Origin of the sequence: Streptomyces sp. V4I8 (assembly GCF_041261225.1) — a bacterium.
Lineage (GTDB): Bacteria > Actinomycetota > Actinomycetes > Streptomycetales > Streptomycetaceae > Streptomyces.
This window is the reverse complement of record NZ_JBGCCN010000001.1, coordinates 2,482,995-2,500,305: the sequence shown is the minus strand read 5'-3', so window position 1 is coordinate 2,500,305 and position 17,311 is coordinate 2,482,995. Positions and strand designations below refer to the sequence as shown.

Annotated in this window: 11 protein-coding genes; 8 read left to right on the top strand and 3 right to left on the bottom strand. The window is 72.3% G+C overall.

All coding sequences use genetic code 11. The features are described from left to right. Positions 1-223 precede the first annotated feature (223 nt). The 3 genes from recN to ABIE67_RS11305 all read left to right on the top strand — a co-directional run bounded on the left by recN (position 224) and on the right by ABIE67_RS11305 (position 4,374). Positions 224-1,942, top strand: a complete 1,719-nt coding sequence (gene recN, locus ABIE67_RS11315) for a DNA repair protein RecN (RefSeq protein ID WP_370268454.1) — start codon at positions 224-226, stop codon at positions 1,940-1,942. A 241-nt stretch (positions 1,943-2,183) separates the two neighbouring features. After that, complete coding sequence (locus tag ABIE67_RS11310) at positions 2,184-2,945, top strand: hypothetical protein (RefSeq protein ID WP_370256308.1); 762 nt, start codon at positions 2,184-2,186, stop codon at positions 2,943-2,945. A gap of 292 nt (positions 2,946-3,237) precedes the next feature. Continuing rightward, positions 3,238-4,374 carry a glycosyltransferase family 4 protein gene (locus tag ABIE67_RS11305; RefSeq protein WP_370256307.1) on the top strand — a complete coding sequence of 379 codons (1,137 nt, stop codon included), beginning with the start codon at positions 3,238-3,240 and terminating at the stop codon, positions 4,372-4,374. 44 nt (positions 4,375-4,418) lie between these two features. Here the strand turns inward: ABIE67_RS11305 and ABIE67_RS11300 are convergent, their stop codons facing one another. Next, on the bottom strand, positions 4,419-6,068 hold the full coding sequence (locus ABIE67_RS11300) for a PucR family transcriptional regulator (RefSeq protein WP_370256306.1): 1,650 nt from the start codon (positions 6,066-6,068) through the stop codon (positions 4,419-4,421). A 116-nt stretch (positions 6,069-6,184) separates the two neighbouring features. Between ABIE67_RS11300 and ABIE67_RS11295 the strand changes: the two genes are divergently transcribed. Then, positions 6,185-7,144, top strand: coding sequence for an LLM class F420-dependent oxidoreductase (locus tag ABIE67_RS11295; protein ID WP_370256305.1), 960 nt, complete (start codon positions 6,185-6,187; stop codon positions 7,142-7,144). 119 nt (positions 7,145-7,263) lie between these two features. On the opposite strand, the gene ABIE67_RS11290 is transcribed toward ABIE67_RS11295, so the two are convergent. Next, entirely contained in the window at positions 7,264-8,646 is a 1,383-nt protein-coding gene (locus ABIE67_RS11290; RefSeq protein ID WP_370256304.1) for an FAD-binding oxidoreductase, read from the bottom strand. A 67-nt stretch (positions 8,647-8,713) separates the two neighbouring features. After that, the gene (locus ABIE67_RS11285; RefSeq protein WP_370268448.1) at positions 8,714-10,516 is read right to left on the bottom strand and encodes a glycoside hydrolase family 15 protein; all 1,803 of its coding nucleotides are present in this window, start codon (positions 10,514-10,516) and stop codon (positions 8,714-8,716) included. A gap of 498 nt (positions 10,517-11,014) precedes the next feature. Here ABIE67_RS11285 and ABIE67_RS11280 point away from each other — a divergent pair, with 498 nt between their 5' ends. The 4 genes from ABIE67_RS11280 to ald all read left to right on the top strand — a co-directional run bounded on the left by ABIE67_RS11280 (position 11,015) and on the right by ald (position 16,948). Continuing rightward, positions 11,015-12,682, top strand: a complete 1,668-nt coding sequence (locus ABIE67_RS11280) for a CTP synthase (RefSeq protein ID WP_370256303.1) — start codon at positions 11,015-11,017, stop codon at positions 12,680-12,682. Positions 12,683-12,765: 83 nt separating this feature from the next. Further along, entirely contained in the window at positions 12,766-13,392 is a 627-nt protein-coding gene (locus ABIE67_RS11275; protein ID WP_370256302.1) for an NUDIX domain-containing protein, read from the top strand. A gap of 196 nt (positions 13,393-13,588) precedes the next feature. Beyond that, positions 13,589-15,688, top strand: coding sequence for a tetratricopeptide repeat protein (locus ABIE67_RS11270; protein ID WP_370256301.1), 2,100 nt, complete (start codon positions 13,589-13,591; stop codon positions 15,686-15,688). A 135-nt stretch (positions 15,689-15,823) separates the two neighbouring features. Then, the gene (ald, locus tag ABIE67_RS11265) at positions 15,824-16,948 is read left to right on the top strand and encodes an alanine dehydrogenase (protein WP_370256299.1); all 1,125 of its coding nucleotides are present in this window, start codon (positions 15,824-15,826) and stop codon (positions 16,946-16,948) included. Positions 16,949-17,311 lie beyond the last annotated feature (363 nt).

The window sequence follows — 17,311 nt, the reverse complement described above, 5'->3', positions numbered from 1 at the left end:
GGGGTGCGGGGGTGCGTCGGCGGCTGGGGGCCCGTTGTGGCTCGTCGCGCCCACGCGGCGGAGCCGCAAATCGATACAGCCCCGCGCCCCTGGGTACCTCCACTCGCCTGGGTGACATGCGAGGCCCATACACATTCGTCACCTGGACCTTCACATGAGTGGACCCGGGGGCCGTCGCACTCCCCGCCCCCGACCTCGTAAGGTCGTGTCCGTGTTGGAGGAGATGCGGATACGGTCGCTCGGAGTCATCGACGACGCGGTCGTCGAGCTGTCGCCGGGGTTCACCGCTGTCACGGGTGAGACGGGTGCGGGCAAGACCATGGTGGTCACCAGCCTGGGGCTGTTGCTCGGTGGGCGGGCGGACCCGGCGCTGGTGCGGATCGGGGCCGAGAAGGCGGTCGTGGAGGGGCGGATCGCCGTGCCCTCGGGGGCGCCGGTCGTCGTACGGGTCGAGGAGGCCGGGGCGGAGCTGGACGACGGGGCGTTGCTGATCAGCCGTACCGTTTCCGCCGAGGGGCGGTCGCGGGCTCACCTGGGCGGGCGCAGTGTGCCGGTCGGGATGCTGGCCGAGCTGGCCGACGAGCTGGTGGCCGTGCACGGGCAGACCGATCAGCAGGGGCTGCTGAAGCTGGCCCGGCAGCGGCAGGCGCTCGACCGGTACGCGGGGGACGCCGTCGCGGTGCCGCTCGCCAAGTACGGCGAGGCGTACCGGCGGCTGCGGGCGGTCTCCGTCGAGCTGGACGAGATCGTCACGCGCGCGCGTGAGCGGGCTCAGGAAGCCGACCTGCTGCGGTTCGGGCTCGACGAGATCGCCGGGGTCGAGCCGCGGGCCGGGGAGGACGTGGAGCTCGCGGAGGAGGCCGAGCGGCTGGGGCACGCGGAGGCGCTGTCGTCGGCCGCCACGGCCGCTCACGCGGCGCTCGCCGGCAATCCGGAGGATCCCGAGGGCATCGACGCGGCGACGCTCGTCGCGGGCGCGCAGCGGGCCCTGGAGGCCGTGCGGTCGCACGATCCGGCGCTGTCCGCGCTGGCCGACCGGATCGGGGAGATCGGGATCCTGCTGGGCGATGTCGCCGGGGAGTTGGCGGGGTACGCCGATGACCTGGACGCCGACCCGTTGCGGCTCACGGCCGTCGAGGAGCGGCGGGCCGCGCTGAACGCGCTCACGCGGAAGTACGGCGAGAACGTCGCCTCCGTGCTCGCGTGGGCCGAGGAGAGCGCGGTCCGGCTGACCGAGCTGGACGGCGACGACGAGCGGATCGGGGAGCTGACCGCCGAGCGGGACGCGCTGCGGGCCGAGCTGGGCGGGCTGGCACAGGCACTGACCGATGCGCGGACGGACGCCGCCGAGCGGTTCGCCGCCGCGGTGACGGCGGAGCTGGCCTCGCTCGCGATGCCGCACGCGCGCGTGTCCTTCGACATCCGGCAGACCGAGGATCCGGAGGGCGTGGAGGTCGGCGGGCGCGCGGTCGCCTACGGGCCGTCCGGCGTGGACGAGGTCGAGCTGCTGCTCGCCCCGCACCCGGGAGCGCCGCCCCGGCCGATCGCCAAGGGCGCCTCCGGTGGTGAGCTGTCGCGCGTGATGCTGGCCGTGGAGGTCGTGTTCGCGGGGACCGATCCCGTGCCGACGTACCTCTTCGACGAGGTCGACGCCGGCGTCGGCGGCAAGGCGGCCGTGGAGATCGGGCGGCGGCTGGCCCGGCTGGCGAAGACCGCGCAGGTCGTCGTGGTGACGCACCTGCCGCAGGTCGCCGCCTTCGCCGACCGGCAGTTGCTCGTCGAGAAGACCAACGACGGGTCGGTCACCCGGTCCGGGGTGAAGGTCCTGGAGGGCGAGGAGCGGATCCGGGAGCTGTCCCGGATGCTCGCCGGCCAGGAGGACTCGGAGACCGCGCGGGCGCACGCGGAGGAGTTGCTGGAGACGGCCCGGGCGGACGGCTAGGGGGTGTTTCGAAAGTCCCGTGCGGTGCCCGCGGTGTCCGGTGCGCGCCGGGGCCGTGGGTGCTGTGCGGGACTTTCGAAACACCCCCTAGAGCCTGGCCGGCGGATCAGGCCGGCTGCAAAGACGGGATCTTGTCAACGCAGATGGGCGTGCCAGGCCCCGCGACGTCGGCATGATCCGCCGGAGAGGCCCTGGCCCGGGCCGCGCGGTGGCGGGCGGTATGTGCCCGTAGGGTGGCCGGATGATCAAGCGAGCCGTCTCCTTCGGCCTCTCCGCCGGCCTCACCCGCGCCGCCTTCGCCGCCCTGCGCGCCAAGGCCCCCGGCGGCCGTGACCGCTGGGAGCGGAAGAACTACGCCGGGCGGACGGTGGAGTTGTACGCCGGGCCCGCCTCCGCCCTGTCGGCAGCCGTCGGGGCCGCAAGGGTCTCGCCCGCGGCTGGTGTCGCCGTGGCCGTCGCGGGGGTCTGCGGGGCCTATGACGACGCCGCCGGGGCCGGTGACCCCCGGCGCGGGTTCCGGGCGCATCTCTCCGCTCTGCGGGACGGTGAAGTCACCAGCGGGGCCGTCAAGTTGTTCGGGATCTCCGCCGCCGGGCTCGTCGCGGGGGCGTTCCTGAAGGAGCGGCCGTCGGACAAGCTGCTCGCCGGGGTCGTGATCGCTGGTGCCGCGCACTTCGTCAATCTCGTGGACGTACGGCCCGGACGCGCCGCCGCCGCGGTGCTCGCGCTCGGTGCGCCGGGGCTGCTGCGCTCCGGGCCCGGTGCCGCTCTGGCCGCCACCGCCATGGGGGCCGCCGCGGCCGTACTGCCCGACGACGTCGGGGAGCGGGCGATGATCGGCGACACCGGGGCGCATGCGCTGGGCGCGGCCCTGGGTGCCGCCGTGGTCGCCGGGAACGGCCGGGCCGGACTGGTCGCTCACGCCGCCGCTGTCGTGGCCGCGGCGGTGTACGGCGACAAGGTGAGCGAGGTGGCGCGAGGCGCCGACCGCGCGGTGAGGTGAGCGATGGCTGGATGCGCCGCGCCGGTGCGGGCCGGTCGCCGCAGCGTGCTCCACGCGCGCATGTTCGGCCACAACCCTCACTCAGGATCACTCGTCCAGGTGACTCCGCCCGCCACGTTGCCCGGCGTCCGCGCCGCCTCCGCCCTTCCGCCGTTCCCGGAACGGCCGTACGTCCTGGCATCCTTGGCGTAAACACGTCGTACGCGTAGGGATCCTCGCGGTGCACCTCGTCCGCCCGATCCTTCTGTACTTTCTTCGTGACCGCCCGACCCGAAGCAGGAGCCCCGGCCACGTGACCCCCGTGAGCAGCCATGCACCGCACGGCCAGTCCTCGCTGCGCACCGTGCAGGTGCTGGGCGGTGGCAACGCGGGCAGTAGCACGCATGTGCGATCGCTGGCCTCGGGACTGGTCGCGCGGGGCGTGCGGGTCACTGTGTGCGCCCCCGTCGAGGCCGATCACCTCTATGACTTCACGGGCGCCGGCGCCGACCATGTGCACGTGCCGCGCAGCAGCGATCCCGCCTCCGTGGCTGCCCTGCGGGCGGCCTGCGCGGACGCGGACCTGGTGCACGCGCACGGACTGCACGCCTCCTTCCGCGCGGTACTCGCGCTGAGCGGACGGCGTACCCCGCTCGTCGTCACCTGGCACGACCGGGCGCATGCCGAGGGTGCCCGCGCCCATCTCGTACGGCTGTTGGAGCGGCGGGTCGTCAAGGCCGCCTCCGTCGTGCTCGGGACCACCTCGGCGCTCGTGGACCGGGCCCGCCGGACCGGTGCCCGGGACGCGCGCCTCGCCGCTGTCGCCATGCCCCCGCCCGGCCGCACCGTCGAGCACGACGACCCCGACCGGCTGCGGCCCAAGGTCCGGGCCGAACTCGGGGCCACCGGACGGCCGTTGCTGATCGCCGTTGGCTCGCTGGAGCGGCATCGCGGGTACGACGTGCTGCTGGACGCCTCGCGCGCGTGGCTGCGGCTCGACCCCGTGCCGTTGGTCGTGATCGCGGGGGAGGGGGCGCTGCGGGCCGAGCTGCAGCGGCGTATCGAGGACGAGGAGCTGCCCGTGCGGCTCATCGGGCGGCGCGACGACGTCTCCGAGCTGCTCGCCGCCGCCGATGTGGCGCTGCTGCCCAGCAGTTGGGAGTCACGGTCCGTCCTCGCCCAGGAGGCCCTGCACGCGCGCGTGCCGCTCGTCGCCACCGAGGTGGGCGGCGTGCCGGAACTCGTCGGCGACGCGGCCGAACTCGTCCCCTACGGCGATGCGAAGGCCCTCGCCGACGCCGTCGTAAGGCTGCTGGGCGATCCCGAGCGGCGGGAACTCCTCAGGGAGCGGGGCGTGCGGCAGACGGCCACCTGGCCGACCGAGGACGAGACGGTGGCACAAGTCCTCAGCGTGTACGACGAGTTGACGCAGCCCCGGTTCGTGATCTAGACGCCTCGGCCCCGGCACGCGCGTCTGCCCCCAGCCGCCTCCGGCTATCCCGCATGCCTTCGCGCCCGCAGCGCCAGGCTCAACGCCAGCACCGTCTGCGGGTCGTCGAGGTCGGTGCCGAGCAACTCGCCGATGCGGGCGAGGCGGTTGTAGAGGGTCTGCCGGTTGAGGTGCAGCTCGCGGGCGGTCTCCGCCTTGCGGCCCGCGTGGGCCAAGTACGTCTCCAAAGTGGGCAGCAGGGGCGGTTTCGAACGGTTGTCGTGCTTGCGGAGCGGGCCGATCGCGCGGTCCACGAAGGCCGCGAGGTCCGGGTGGTCGCGCAGCCGCCACAGCAACAGGTCGATGTCCAGGCGCCGGGCGTCGTACCAGGGGCGGTCGGACAGGCCCTGTGCCGCCGTCGCCGTCTCCGCCGCGTGCCGCAGGCCCGCCGAGGCCCCCGCCCAGCCGCCCGCCATGCCGACGACCACGACCGGCGGCGGCGCCCCGGGCCGCTGGACCCCGGCCCGCTCCACGCCCGCCCGCAGCGCCACCGCGACCCGGTCCGCGACCGCCGACCGCTCCGACTCCGCACGCAGGCCCAGCAGCAGCGGCACCCGGCCCTCCACCGGCCGTACGCCCAACAGCACCGGCACCCCCACCGAGGCCAGCTCCTCGCCGACCGCGCGCGCCAGCACCGCCCAGCCGCCGCCCGGCGACAGCGCGTCCCCCAGCCGCATCACGACCGGCAGCAGCGGGCTGTCACCCGGCTTGAAGCCCAGCACGCGCGCCTGTGCCGGGGCGTCCTCGGCGGCGACACGGCCCTCCGCGAGGTCGGTCAGGAAGTCACCGCGCCCGCGCGCCGCCAGCTCCTCCTCCTGCCGTGCCTGCATCAGCACCACGGCCAGGATGCCCGCGGCCCGCTCGGCGGCGATCCGGTGCACGGGCGCGAGAGGGTTCCGTACGGGGAGCAGAACCAGACGCGCCCGGACCGAAACCGTTCCCGGGCCGCCCCCCGGGACATCCACCAGCACCGACCCGGCGGGCGGCCCGTCCTTGTGCTGCCCCCGCAGCCCCTCCCACACCTGCAGCGGATCCGCGCCCTGCGGGCCGGCCCCGGCGGCGTAGAGCAGCTGCCCGTCCGTCGTCTCCAGGAAGACCGGGTTGCCGCTGAAGTCGGCCAGGATGCCGAGCACTTGGGGCACTCCACCGCCGCCGAGCAGCGCTTCGGTGCACCGGCGGTGCACCTCCTCCGCCCGTTGCAGCAGCGCGTAGTGGCCGTTGACGATCTCGGTGTGGATCTCCTCGGTGACCGTCACGAACGCCACCTCGCGGTGCAGCTGGACGAGCGGCAGGCCGGCCGCCCGGGCCGTGTCGACCAGGGTGGCGGGCAGCCGGGTGAAGCGGGTGCCCAGCTCGATGACGAGGGCCGCGATGCCGCGCTCGGCCAGGGTGCGCACGAACGCCCGCTGGTCGGCGGGGCGGGTACCGATGCCGTAGCCCGTGGTCAGCAGCAGTTCCCCGCCCTTCAGCAGCGAGGCGATGTTGGGTACCTCGCCCGCGTGCACCCAGCGCACGGTCCGCCCGAGCCGTTCGGCGCCCGCGAGGACCTCGGGGAGCCCGCTGCGCAGGCCGGGCAGCTCCAGCGCCCGTCGCACGGTGATCCCGGCGCTGTGGGTGTCGAATCCGCTGCTCATACCGCCCGTACCGCTGTCCATGAGGCGGACGCTACCCGTGGGCATGGCTCCGCGACATATCCGGACGGCTGCGCGCCCCGGTGACGGGCGATCACCGCTCCGGATTGGGGTGCGCGCGGCGGGGTAGCGGCGTCGGCATGGACTTCAGCGTGGTTGCCGTGGCACGGGAGGACGACAGTCCGGTCGAGGAGCCGCTGCGGGTGGCGGTGGCCGCCGACCGGCTCGGGTACCGCGAGGTGTGGGCGGGGGAGGGGCCGACGTGGGACTCCTTCGTCCTCGCCGCGGCCATCGGGCGGGCCACCGAGCGCATCGCGCTGACGGCGGGTCCCGTGGCGGTGTCGGTGCGCGAGCCGTTCGGCATCGCGCGGGGCGCCGCCTCGGTCGCCGCCGTCACCGGGCGGCCCGTCGGGGTGGCGCTGGGGACGTCCAGCAAGCGGGTCGTCGAGGGCGTGCACGGGGTGCCCCGGGTGCGGCCCGCGGCGGCGATGGAGGCCTCAGCGGCGGCCCTGCGCGTCTTCCTGCACGGCAAGCCCGGTGAGCCGATCGTCCCCGGCAGCGCCTTCCCGCGCCGCCTCCAGCCGCCCGGCGGGCCGCTCACCGTGGCGGCGTTCGGCGACCGCGCGATCGTCACGGCGGCGGCGCACGCCGACCGGATGCTGCTCGACCTCGTCTCTCCGGAACAGGTACGGACGCTGCGGGCCAAGCTGACGGCGGCCGCCGAGCGCGTCGGCCATACGCCCCCGACGCTGGCCTCCTGGCTACCGGCCGCCGTCGATCCGGACCCCGAGTCCCTCGCCCAGGTGCTGCGGAGCATCGCCGGGTATCTCCCGGTGCCCGGCTACAGCGACATGTTCGAGGCTGCCGGTTTCGGGGAGGCGGTCGAGCTGGCCCGTACCGGTGCCGACCCGGGCACGCTGGTCCGTGCGCTGCCCGCTGCGGCGGCCGGCATGGTCGGCCTGGTGGGCGACTTGGACGCCGTACGCGCGCGGGTCGAGGAGTACGCCGAGGCAGGCCTCGACGAGATCGCCCTCGTCCCGGCGACCGCGGGTGATCCGGGTGGGGAGCGGACGCTGACGGCGCTCAAACAGGCCTGCTGACGGCGTTCGGGCAGGCCTGGCGACGGCCTTCAAACAAGCCCGGCGACGGCATCCAGCAAGCCCGGCGACGGCGTCAAACAAGCCCGGCGACGGCGTCCAGGCAAGCCCGGTGACGCTGCTCAGCCCGGCCTGATGTTGTGGTTGAACCGGAAGACGTTGTCCGGGTCGTACCGCCGCTTCAGCTCCGCCAGCCGCCGCGTGTTCTCGGCGCCCAGACCGGCCACCACCCGCTCCGCTCCCTCGTCGCCGATGAAGTTCAGATAGACCGCGCCCGTGCTCCACGGCCGCACGTCCGCGCGGACGTCACGGACCCACCGTACGCACCGCTCGTCGTCCGCCGGGTCCTCCCACATGCCGTAGGGATGCACCGCCCAGGGCGCGTCCCGGTACGGCACCGGGAACTCGTGCGGACCGGCCGCGACCGCCCCGCCCTGCGGCAGGAGCGCGTGCTGGGTGCCGGTCGGCACGGGCATGGACCGCCCGGCCGCGCAGTAGACGTCGACGAGGTCGTCCGGCGCGCCCGTCACGTACTCCGCCGACCAGTAGTGCCGCATGCCGGGCGGATCGTCGATCATGCACTGCACGTCGGCGTACGGCATCGCGCCGACGACCTCGGCCTCGTGCGGCAGCGCCAGCAGCGGCTCGGCGTACTTGCGCATGTCCTGCTCGGCACCGGCGTACGTCAGGAGCACACCGCACACCAGAGTGCCGACCAGGGACGGCGGCACGAAGTCCTCGGGCGGGCCGGTGAAGTGGATGGCGCCGCCGCCCACCTCGTCGGGGCCGGACTCGATCACGTCCCGGAAGGTGCGTACGGCGTCCGGCGCGAACTCGGGCCGGTACAGCACCATCGCCATGGCGAAGTCGGGCAGCTCGTGCAGCTTCAGGGTGATCGCGGTGGCGATGCCGTAGTTGCCGCCGCCCCCGTGCAGGGCCCAGAACAGGTCCGGGTTCTCGTCCGCGTTCGCGCGGACCCGGCTGCCGTCGGCGGTGACCAGCTCCACGCCGAGCAGATTGTCCACGGCGAGCCCGCACCAGCGGTCCAGCCAGCCCGTGCCGCCGCCGAGGACGAAGCCGCCGACGCCGGTGGTCGACGCCCGGCCGCCGGTCGTGGCGAGGCCGAACACCTCGGTGGCGCGGTCCAGGTCGCTCATCGTGGCCCCGCCCGCGACCCGTACCGCCTCGGCCGCCGGGTCGACGGTGACGGCGCGCATATGGCGCAGGTCGATCACCAGACCGTTGTCGTTCAGGGCCATGCCCGCGACGCTGTGCCCGCCGCCGCGCACCGCGATGTTCAGGTCCAGCTCGCGGGCGAACCGCACGGCCCGGACGACGTCGTCCTCGTCCACGCACTGGGCGATCACCGCGGGCCGCCGGTCGATCATGGTGTTGAAGACGACCCGGGCGTCGTCGTAACCGAAGTCCGCCGGCGCGAACACGTCACCGGCGAGATCCTCGCGCAGCGCGGCGAGGGCCGCGCCCGCCTTCGACGGGGAGGCCATGAGGCGCCCCCTTCCGTGCAGGGGCTGATGGATCCCAGCGTAGGCAGGCTTCGGCCGACGGTCCTGTTCAGCCGCCGTAGGCCCCCGACGCCGTCAGCCGCAGGGCGGTGTCGATCAGCGGAACATGGCTGAAGGCCTGCGGGAAGTTGCCGACCTGGCGCTGCAGACGCGGGTCCCACTCCTCGGCCAGCAGACCGAGGTCGTTGCGCAGCGACAGCAGCTTCTCGAACAGCTTGCGGGCCTCGTCGACGCGGCCGATCATCGCCAGGTCGTCCGCCATCCAGAACGAGCAGGCGAGGAAGGCGCCCTCGTCGCCGGGGAGGCCGTCGACGCCCTCGTCGTCGCCCTGGGTCGGGTAGCGCAGAATGAAGCCGTCCGAGGTGGACAGCTCGCGCTGGATCGCCTCGATGGTGCCGATGACGCGCTTGTCGTCCGGCGGCAGGAAGCCCATCTGCGGGATCAGCAGCAGCGAGGCGTCCAGCTCCTTCGAGCCGTACGACTGCGTGAAGGTGTTGCGCTCCTTGTCGTAACCCTTCTCACACACGTCCCGGTGGATGTCGTCGCGCAGCTCGCGCCACCGCTCCAGCGGGCCGTCGGCGTCGCCGGACTCGATGAGCTTGATCGTGCGGTCGACGGCGACCCAGGCCATGACCTTGGAGTGCACGAAGTGGCGACGCGGGCCGCGCACCTCCCAGATGCCCTCGTCCGGCTCGTCCCAGTGGTCCTCCAGGTAGCGGATGAGCTTGAGCTGGAGCAGCGAGGCGTAGTCGTTGCGGGCCAGGCCCGTCATATGGGCCAGGTGCAGGGCCTCGGTGACCTCGCCGTAGACGTCCAGCTGGAGCTGGTGTGCGGCGCCGTTGCCGACCCGGACCGGGGCGGAGGCCTCGTAGCCGGGCAGCCAGTCCAGCTCGGCCTCGCCCAGCTCACGCTCGCCGGCGATGCCGTACATGATCTGCAGGTTCTCCGGGTCGCCCGCGACCGCCCGCAGCAGCCACTCGCGCCAGGCGCGGGCCTCCTCGCGGTAGCCGGTGCGCAGCAGCGAGGACAGGGTGATGGCCGCGTCGCGCAGCCAGGTGTAGCGGTAGTCCCAGTTGCGGACGCCGCCGATGTCCTCGGGCAGGGAGGTCGTCGGGGCGGCGACGATGCCGCCGGTCGGGGCGTACGTCAGCGCCTTCAGCGTGATCAGCGAGCGGATCACCGCCTCGCGGTAGGGGCCGTGGTACGTGCAGTGCTCGACCCACTCGCGCCAGAACTCCTCCGTCGCCTCCAGCGACTGCTCCGGCTCCGGCAGCGCGGGCGGCTGCTTGTGCGAGGGCTCCCAGGAAATGGTGAACGCGATCCGCTCACCCGGGGCGACCGTGAAGTCCGAGTACGTCGTCAGCGACTTGCCGTAGGTCTCGGTCTCCGCGTCGAACCACACCGAGTCCGGACCGGCGACGGCGACCGTACGGCCCTCGTGCTTGTGCACCCACGGCACGACCCGGCCGTACGAGAAACGCATCCTGAGCGCCGAGCGCATCGGCACCCGGCCCGAGACGCCCTCCACGATCCGGATCAGCTGGGGCGCGCCGTCACGCGGGGGCATGAAGTCGATCACCCGGACCGTGCCGCGCGGCGTGTCCCACTCGGACTCCAGGATCAACGAGTCGCCGCGGTAGGTGCGCCGGGCCGCGGTGGGCGGCGGGGCGTCGGAGGCATGGGCGGGGCCGAGCCGCCAGAAACCGTGCTCCTCGGTGCCCAGCAGCCCGGCGAAGATGGCATGCGAGTCGAAGCGGGGCAGGCACAGCCAGTCCACTGTGCCGTCCCGGCAGACCAGCGCCGCTGTCTGCATGTCTCCGATGAGTGCGTAGTCTTCGATGCGCCCGGCCACGTGCATCTCCAGTCGAACGGCCACGTCACCCCCTTCTGGCAAGGGGGCTCTCGCTTGGTGCGGTCAAGGGGTGGGTTTTGTCATGCGTCGTTGAGCGATGAAGCAAAGCAGTCGTCTTGGCCGTGAGGCAAAACGACAGTCTCTTCTCGACGATCTCTGCTCAACGAACTGACGAGCTCTCGTTGTTCCGGTGGTTACGGGCGAGGGGTGGTGCCGTGTTACCGGCCGGGCCCGGCAGCGAATGTCCGAGCAGGATACGACGCACGTAGATGATCTGCGTGCCGCTCCGGGCAACCCGGGTCGGCCGAACGGGTGAGCAATGGGTGAGCGATGGGTGGGAAACCGGTGGGGCGTGCGGATCCGTGAGGACTCGTGTGCGGAGCGTGGCCGGAAGCCATCGGTCCTACTCGCTGATACCCTGGTAGCCCGTGGACCGGTGGGCGTGAAGACCCCCGAACCGCACTTCAAGATCGCGACCACGGGAGCCCCCTCTTGGCCATGCCAAAATCCACGACGACCAAGCACATCTTCGTCACCGGGGGTGTCGCCTCCTCGCTCGGCAAGGGCCTGACGGCCTCCAGCCTCGGCATGCTGCTCAAGGCGCGGGGCCTGCGCGTCGTCATGCAGAAGCTGGACCCGTACCTCAATGTCGACCCTGGCACGATGAACCCCTTCCAGCACGGCGAGGTGTTCGTCACCAACGACGGCGCCGAGACCGACCTGGACATCGGCCACTACGAGCGTTTCCTCGACCGTGACCTGGACGGCTCGGCGAACGTCACCACCGGCCAGGTGTACAACACCGTGATCGCCAAGGAGCGGCGCGGCGAGTACCTGGGCGACACCGTGCAGGTCATCCCGCACATCACCAACGAGATCAAGCACCGCATCCGCCGCATGGCGACCGACGAGGTCGACGTCGTGATCACGGAGGTCGGCGGCACGGTCGGTGACATCGAGTCGCTGCCGTTCCTGGAGACCGTCCGCCAGGTCCGTCACGAGGTCGGCCGTGACAACGTCTTCGTCGTCCACATCTCGCTCCTGCCGTACATCGGCCCCTCGGGAGAGCTGAAGACGAAGCCGACCCAGCACTCGGTTGCGGCGCTGCGCAACATCGGTATCCAGCCAGATGCGATCGTGCTGCGCTGCGACCGTGAGGTGCCGACCGCGATCAAGCGGAAGATCAGCCTGATGTGCGACGTCGACGAGGCCGCTGTTGTCGCCTGCCCCGACGCCCGCTCGATCTACGACATCCCGAAGACCGTGCACGGCGAGGGCCTGGACGCCTATGTCGTCCGCAAGCTGGACCTTCCGTTCCGCGACGTGGACTGGACGACCTGGGACGACCTGCTCGACCGCGTCCACAACCCCGACCACGAGATCACCCTCGCGCTGGTCGGCAAGTACATCGACCTGCCCGACGCCTACCTCTCGGTCACCGAGGCGCTGCGCGCGGGCGGCTTCGCCAACAAGGCCCGCGTGAAGATCAAGTGGGTCACCTCCGACGACTGCAAGACCCCGGCCGGCGCCAAGCAGCAGCTCGCCGACGTCGACGGCATCTGCATCCCGGGCGGCTTCGGCGACCGCGGTGTCCTCGGCAAGGTCGGCGCGATCAAGTACGCCCGCGAGAACCGGATCCCGCTGCTCGGCCTGTGCCTGGGCCTGCAGTGCATCGTGATCGAGGCGGCCCGCAACCTCGCCGACATCGGCGACGCCAACTCCACCGAGTTCGACCCGGCCACCGGTCACCCGGTGATCTCCACCATGGCCGAGCAGCTCGACATCGTCGCCGGTGAGGGTGACATGGGCGGCACGATGCGCCTCGGCATGTACCCGGCCAAGCTGGCCGAGGGCTCGATCGTGCGCGAGGTGTACGACGGCAAGGAGTACGTCGAGGAGCGGCACCGCCACCGCTACGAGGTGAACAACGCCTACCGCGCGGAGCTGGAGAAGAAGGCGGGCATCCTGTTCTCCGGCACCTCGCCGGACGGCAAGCTCGTCGAGTACGTGGAGTACCCGCGCGACGTCCACCCCTACCTGGTGGCCACGCAGGCCCACCCCGAGCTGCGCTCGCGCCCGACCCGCCCGCACCCGCTCTTCGCCGGGCTGGTGAAGGCAGCCGTCGAGCGCCAGCTGGCCGGGGGCGTCGGCAAGAATTCGAAGTAGCACGACAGTTGTACGGTGGCCGGGGTGCAAACCTTCAAAGGTGGGCACCCCGGTTTTCCTTTGCGTATGTGGAAGGGCAGGGCATGACGATCAAGGACACCCCCGAGGAGTGGGAGATCCGGGCGACGGACACCCCCTTCGTGGGCAACAAGACCTCCGTCCGCACGGACGACGTGGTCATGCCCGACGGCTCGGTGGTGCGACGCGACTACCAGGTCCACCCGGGCTCCGTGGCCGTCCTCGCCCTCGACGCCGAGGACCGGGTCCTGCTCATCAAGCAGTACCGCCACCCGGTGCGCGAGAAGCTGTGGGAGATCCCGGCCGGGCTGCTCGACATCCCGGGCGAGAACCCGCTGCACGCCGCGCAGCGCGAGCTGTACGAGGAGGCCCACGTCAAGGCCGAGGACTGGCGGGTGCTGACGGACGTCTACACCACCCCCGGCGGCTGCGACGAGGCCGTGCGGATCTTCCTCGCCCGTGGCCTGTCCGAGGCGGACGGCGACCGCTTCGCGGTGGAGGACGAGGAGGCAGACATGGAGCACGCGCGCGTGCCGGTCGACGAACTGGTCCGGGGCGTCCTCGCGGGCGAGCTGCACAACAACTGCCTCGTCGTGGGCGTCCTGTCGCTGGTCGCCGCACGGGGCGGCGACGGGCTCGACGCGCTGCGCCCGGCGGAGGCGCCCTGGCCGGCGCGGCCCTTCGAGTCCTGAGCGAGCACGGGCTCCGCTTCCCGTGCCGCCCTCGGCCGGCCGTCGGTGTGAAGATCGGCTGATCCGATCGGGGGACGTCCCCGCCGTGCCCGCCACGCTCCGCCCGGAACGTAGCAGAGCGTGAACTAGGCTCTGAATACGCCCGAACCGGAGTCCCGGCGGGCTTGCGCGCGTGGTGGGACGGGAGTGTGGCCCCGTGACGGATCAGGTCGTGGACACAGGCGGCGTGCAGGTGTTCGCCCGGTCTTCCGCCGGGAACCAATTCCTGGGCCGTACACGCGAATTGAAGGAGCTCCGCGCCGACATCGAGCGCGCGGGCCTGGACACCCTCTCCGGCCGCAAGGCGCCACGCGCGCGCGTGCTGCTCATCGCGGGCCGCCCCGGCTCGGGCCGCACGGCACTCGCCGAGGAGCTCGTAGGGCAGGTGGCGGACCGTTACGCGGACGGTGTGCTGCGCGCCCGCCTGAGCGAGCCCGACGGCACCCCCGTCCCCGTCGGGCGCACCGCCCGCGAACTGCTGACCGCCCTGGACCGGCCGACTCCGGCCGGCGCCGCCGACGACGACCTGACGGCGGCGCTCCGCGAGGCCCTGGCCGACCGCCGGGTCCTGCTCCTGCTCGACGACGCGGCCGAGGCCGAGCAGGTCGACGCCCTGCTGCCGGACACCCCGGAGTGCCTGGCCGTCGCCGTCTCCCACGGCCCCCTGACCGGGATCTCGGACGTGCGGCCCTGCACGCTCGGCGGCCTCGACACCAAGTCGGCGGTGGAACTGCTGTCCCGGCACGCCGGGTCGGTCCGCATCACGGTCGATCCGCGGGCCGCCGAGACCCTCGTCGAGGAGTGCCAGGGCCATCCGGCCGCGCTGACGCTGGCCGGGGGCTGGCTCGCCGCCCGCCCCAAGGTGGCCGTCTCCGACCTCGCCAAGCAGCTGCGTGCCGAGGGCGAGGAGGGCACCCCGCTCGGCCGGGTCTTCCGCCTCGTCTACGGTGCCCTGCCTACGCCCGCCGCCCGGATACTGAGGTTGCTCACGCTCGCCCCGGGCGGTCTCGTAGACCCGCACACGGCCTCCGCGCTCGCCGGCTGCTCGGTGGACGGGGCCCGCGCCACCCTGGACGACATCGTCGCCATCGGTCTGCTGCGCCCGCTGGACTCACCGCTGCCGCAGTACGAGGTCCCGGCGTGTCTGCACCGGTTCCTGAAGGCCCTCACCGAGACCCAGGACCGCGCCGCCGAACTGCAGCTCGCCCGCGCCCGGGTGCTGGAGCGGACCGTACGGCTGCTGCAGTCCTGCCGGGCGATCACCGAGACCGACAGCCCCGAGATCCGGCAGAAGCTCCTCGGCATGCCCCAGGCCCTGCGCTTCCCCAACCCGCGGGCGGCCGCCGACTGGCTGAGCATCCGCAGGCCCGCCCTGCTGGCCTCGGCCCGTGCCGCGGTCGCCGACGGGGAGCTGGACACCCTCGCGCGGCGCCTGATGTCCCAGCTGGTCAGGGCCATGGTCGCGCACCTCGGCACCCAGGCGGCCGCCGGTGACCTGTACGACATCCACGGCCTGGTCCTCGATGTGGCCGAGCGCCGGAACCTGCCCCGCGAGAAGGCCGCCGCCCTGCTGAACCTCGGCGACCTCGACGCCCGGACGGGCCGTACCCGGGAGGCGCTGGGGCGTTTTCGGGCCGCGCTGGACGCCGGACGGGAGGCGAACGACCCGTATGCGACGGGTCGCGCGATGGAATCCGTAGGCGGTGCCCACCTGGAGCTCGGGGACTACGACCGGGCCGCCGACTGGTTCGGCCGTGCCCTCGCCCAGCGGCTGGCCCGGGACGAGCGCCCCGACGCCGCCCGGCTGTACGGCCGCATCGGCGAGGCGCACACCTATGCGGGCCGGTACGGCGAAGCGCTGCGCAGCTGGCGGGCCGCCATCGCCGGGCACCGCAAGAACGGCGATGTGGCGGGTCATGCCCGGGCGCTGAGCGAGCTGGCGCGGGTCCAGGAGTACGCCGGCCGGCCCGAGGAGTCGCTGCGCACCTGCCAGGAGGCGGTGGAGTGCGCGCGGCGGGCCGAGGACGTACGTCTGCAGGGGGCCCTGCATCTGCGGCTCGCCGACACCCTGGACCACCTCGGCGATTCATCGGCCGCGCAGCTGCACCGGAGCGCGGCCAAGCGGATGCTGGGGGAGGAGCCTCAGGAGTCCGATGCGGAGCCCGATGCGGCCGAGTCTGGGCCCGAGCAAGAGGCTTTCGAGCCGGAACATGACGCTAACGCCTGCGAAATCCGTAGTACATCCGCCGAAGATTGATGCAATGAAAGGCTAGACAGAGAGAACGCCTTCATTAGACTGGCTCTGCCGCACCTTCTCCTGCGGTGTCTCCCGGTGTGCCCTGCATGCCTGGGTATGTCATGTAATGCCCCCACACCCTCTGAGCCAAGGACCGTGATCGACGTGAAGGTCGGCATCCCCCGCGAGGTCAAGAACAACGAGTTCCGGGTGGCCATCACCCCCGCCGGCGTGCTGGAGCTGGTGCGCCACGGCCACCAGGTCGTCATCGAGCAGGGCGCCGGTGTCGGCTCGTCGATCCCGGACAGCGAGTACGTCGCCGCCGGCGCGCAGATCCTGCCGACCGCCGACGAGGTCTGGGCCACGGCCGACCTGCTGCTGAAGGTCAAGGAGCCCATCGCCGAGGAGTACCACCGCCTCCGCAAGGACCAGACGCTCTTCACCTACCTGCACCTGGCCGCCTCCAAGGAGTGCACGGACGCCCTCGTCGAGTCCGGCACCACGGCGATCGCCTACGAGACGGTCGAGCTGCCCTCCCGCGCCCTGCCCCTGCTCGCCCCGATGTCCGAGGTGGCCGGCCGCCTCGCCCCGCAGGTCGGCGCCTACCACCTGATGCGCGCCAACGGCGGCCGCGGTGTGCTGCCGGGCGGTGTCCCGGGCGTGCTGGCCGGCCGGGCCGTCGTCATCGGCGGCGGCGTCTCCGGCTGGAACGCCGCGCAGATCGCCATCGGCATGGGCTTCCACGTGACCCTGCTCGACAAGGACATCAACAAGCTCAAGGAGGCGGACAAGATCTTCGGCACGAAGATCCAGACCGTCGTCTCCAACGCCCTGGAGCTGGAGAAGGCCTGCCTCGAGGCCGACCTCGTCATCGGCGCCGTGCTCATCCCGGGCGCCAAGGCCCCGAAGCTGGTCACCAACGAGCTGGTCTCCCGGATGAAGCCGGGAAGTGTCCTTGTCGACATCGCGATCGACCAGGGCGGCTGCTTCGAGGACTCGCGTCCCACGACGCACGCCGAGCCGACCTTCCCGGTCCACAACTCGGTCTTCTACTGCGTGGCCAACATGCCCGGCGCGGTGCCCAACACCTCCACCTACGCGCTGACCAACGCCACGCTGCCGTACATCCTCGAACTCGCCAACAAGGGCTGGGTGGAGGCCCTGCGCCGCGACGCCGCGCTGGCCAAGGGCCTCAACACGCATGACGGCAAGGTCGTTTACCGGGAGGTCGCGGAGGCGCACGGACTGGAGCACGTGGAGCTCGAAACGCTGCTCGGCTGAGCCGATCGGCTAAGTCACTTTCTGGTAAAGGCGATACGTCAACACGAGTCGTCAACCGCACGCATCCGGCCGGACCTTGCCCGAAAAGGTCCGGCCGGATGTGTGTATGGTCACTTTGCGACTCTCGGTCAACTCGCCTCGAACGCAACCCTTCGCCCGATTCGCACACCCGTGAAACCTGCTGTGCGACGGCCGTACGCCCTTGACAGCGGGATGTTTCATTGTCGACACATCTGCCCGGTCCGGCGGATTGTGTTGCTGCGGACCGCCCGACACGCCATAGAGTCGCCGACTGTCGGCATGGTGCCACGCTGACCTGTCTAGAAGTTTCCTGGTCACCAAGGAGGTAAGACGACTTGTGAA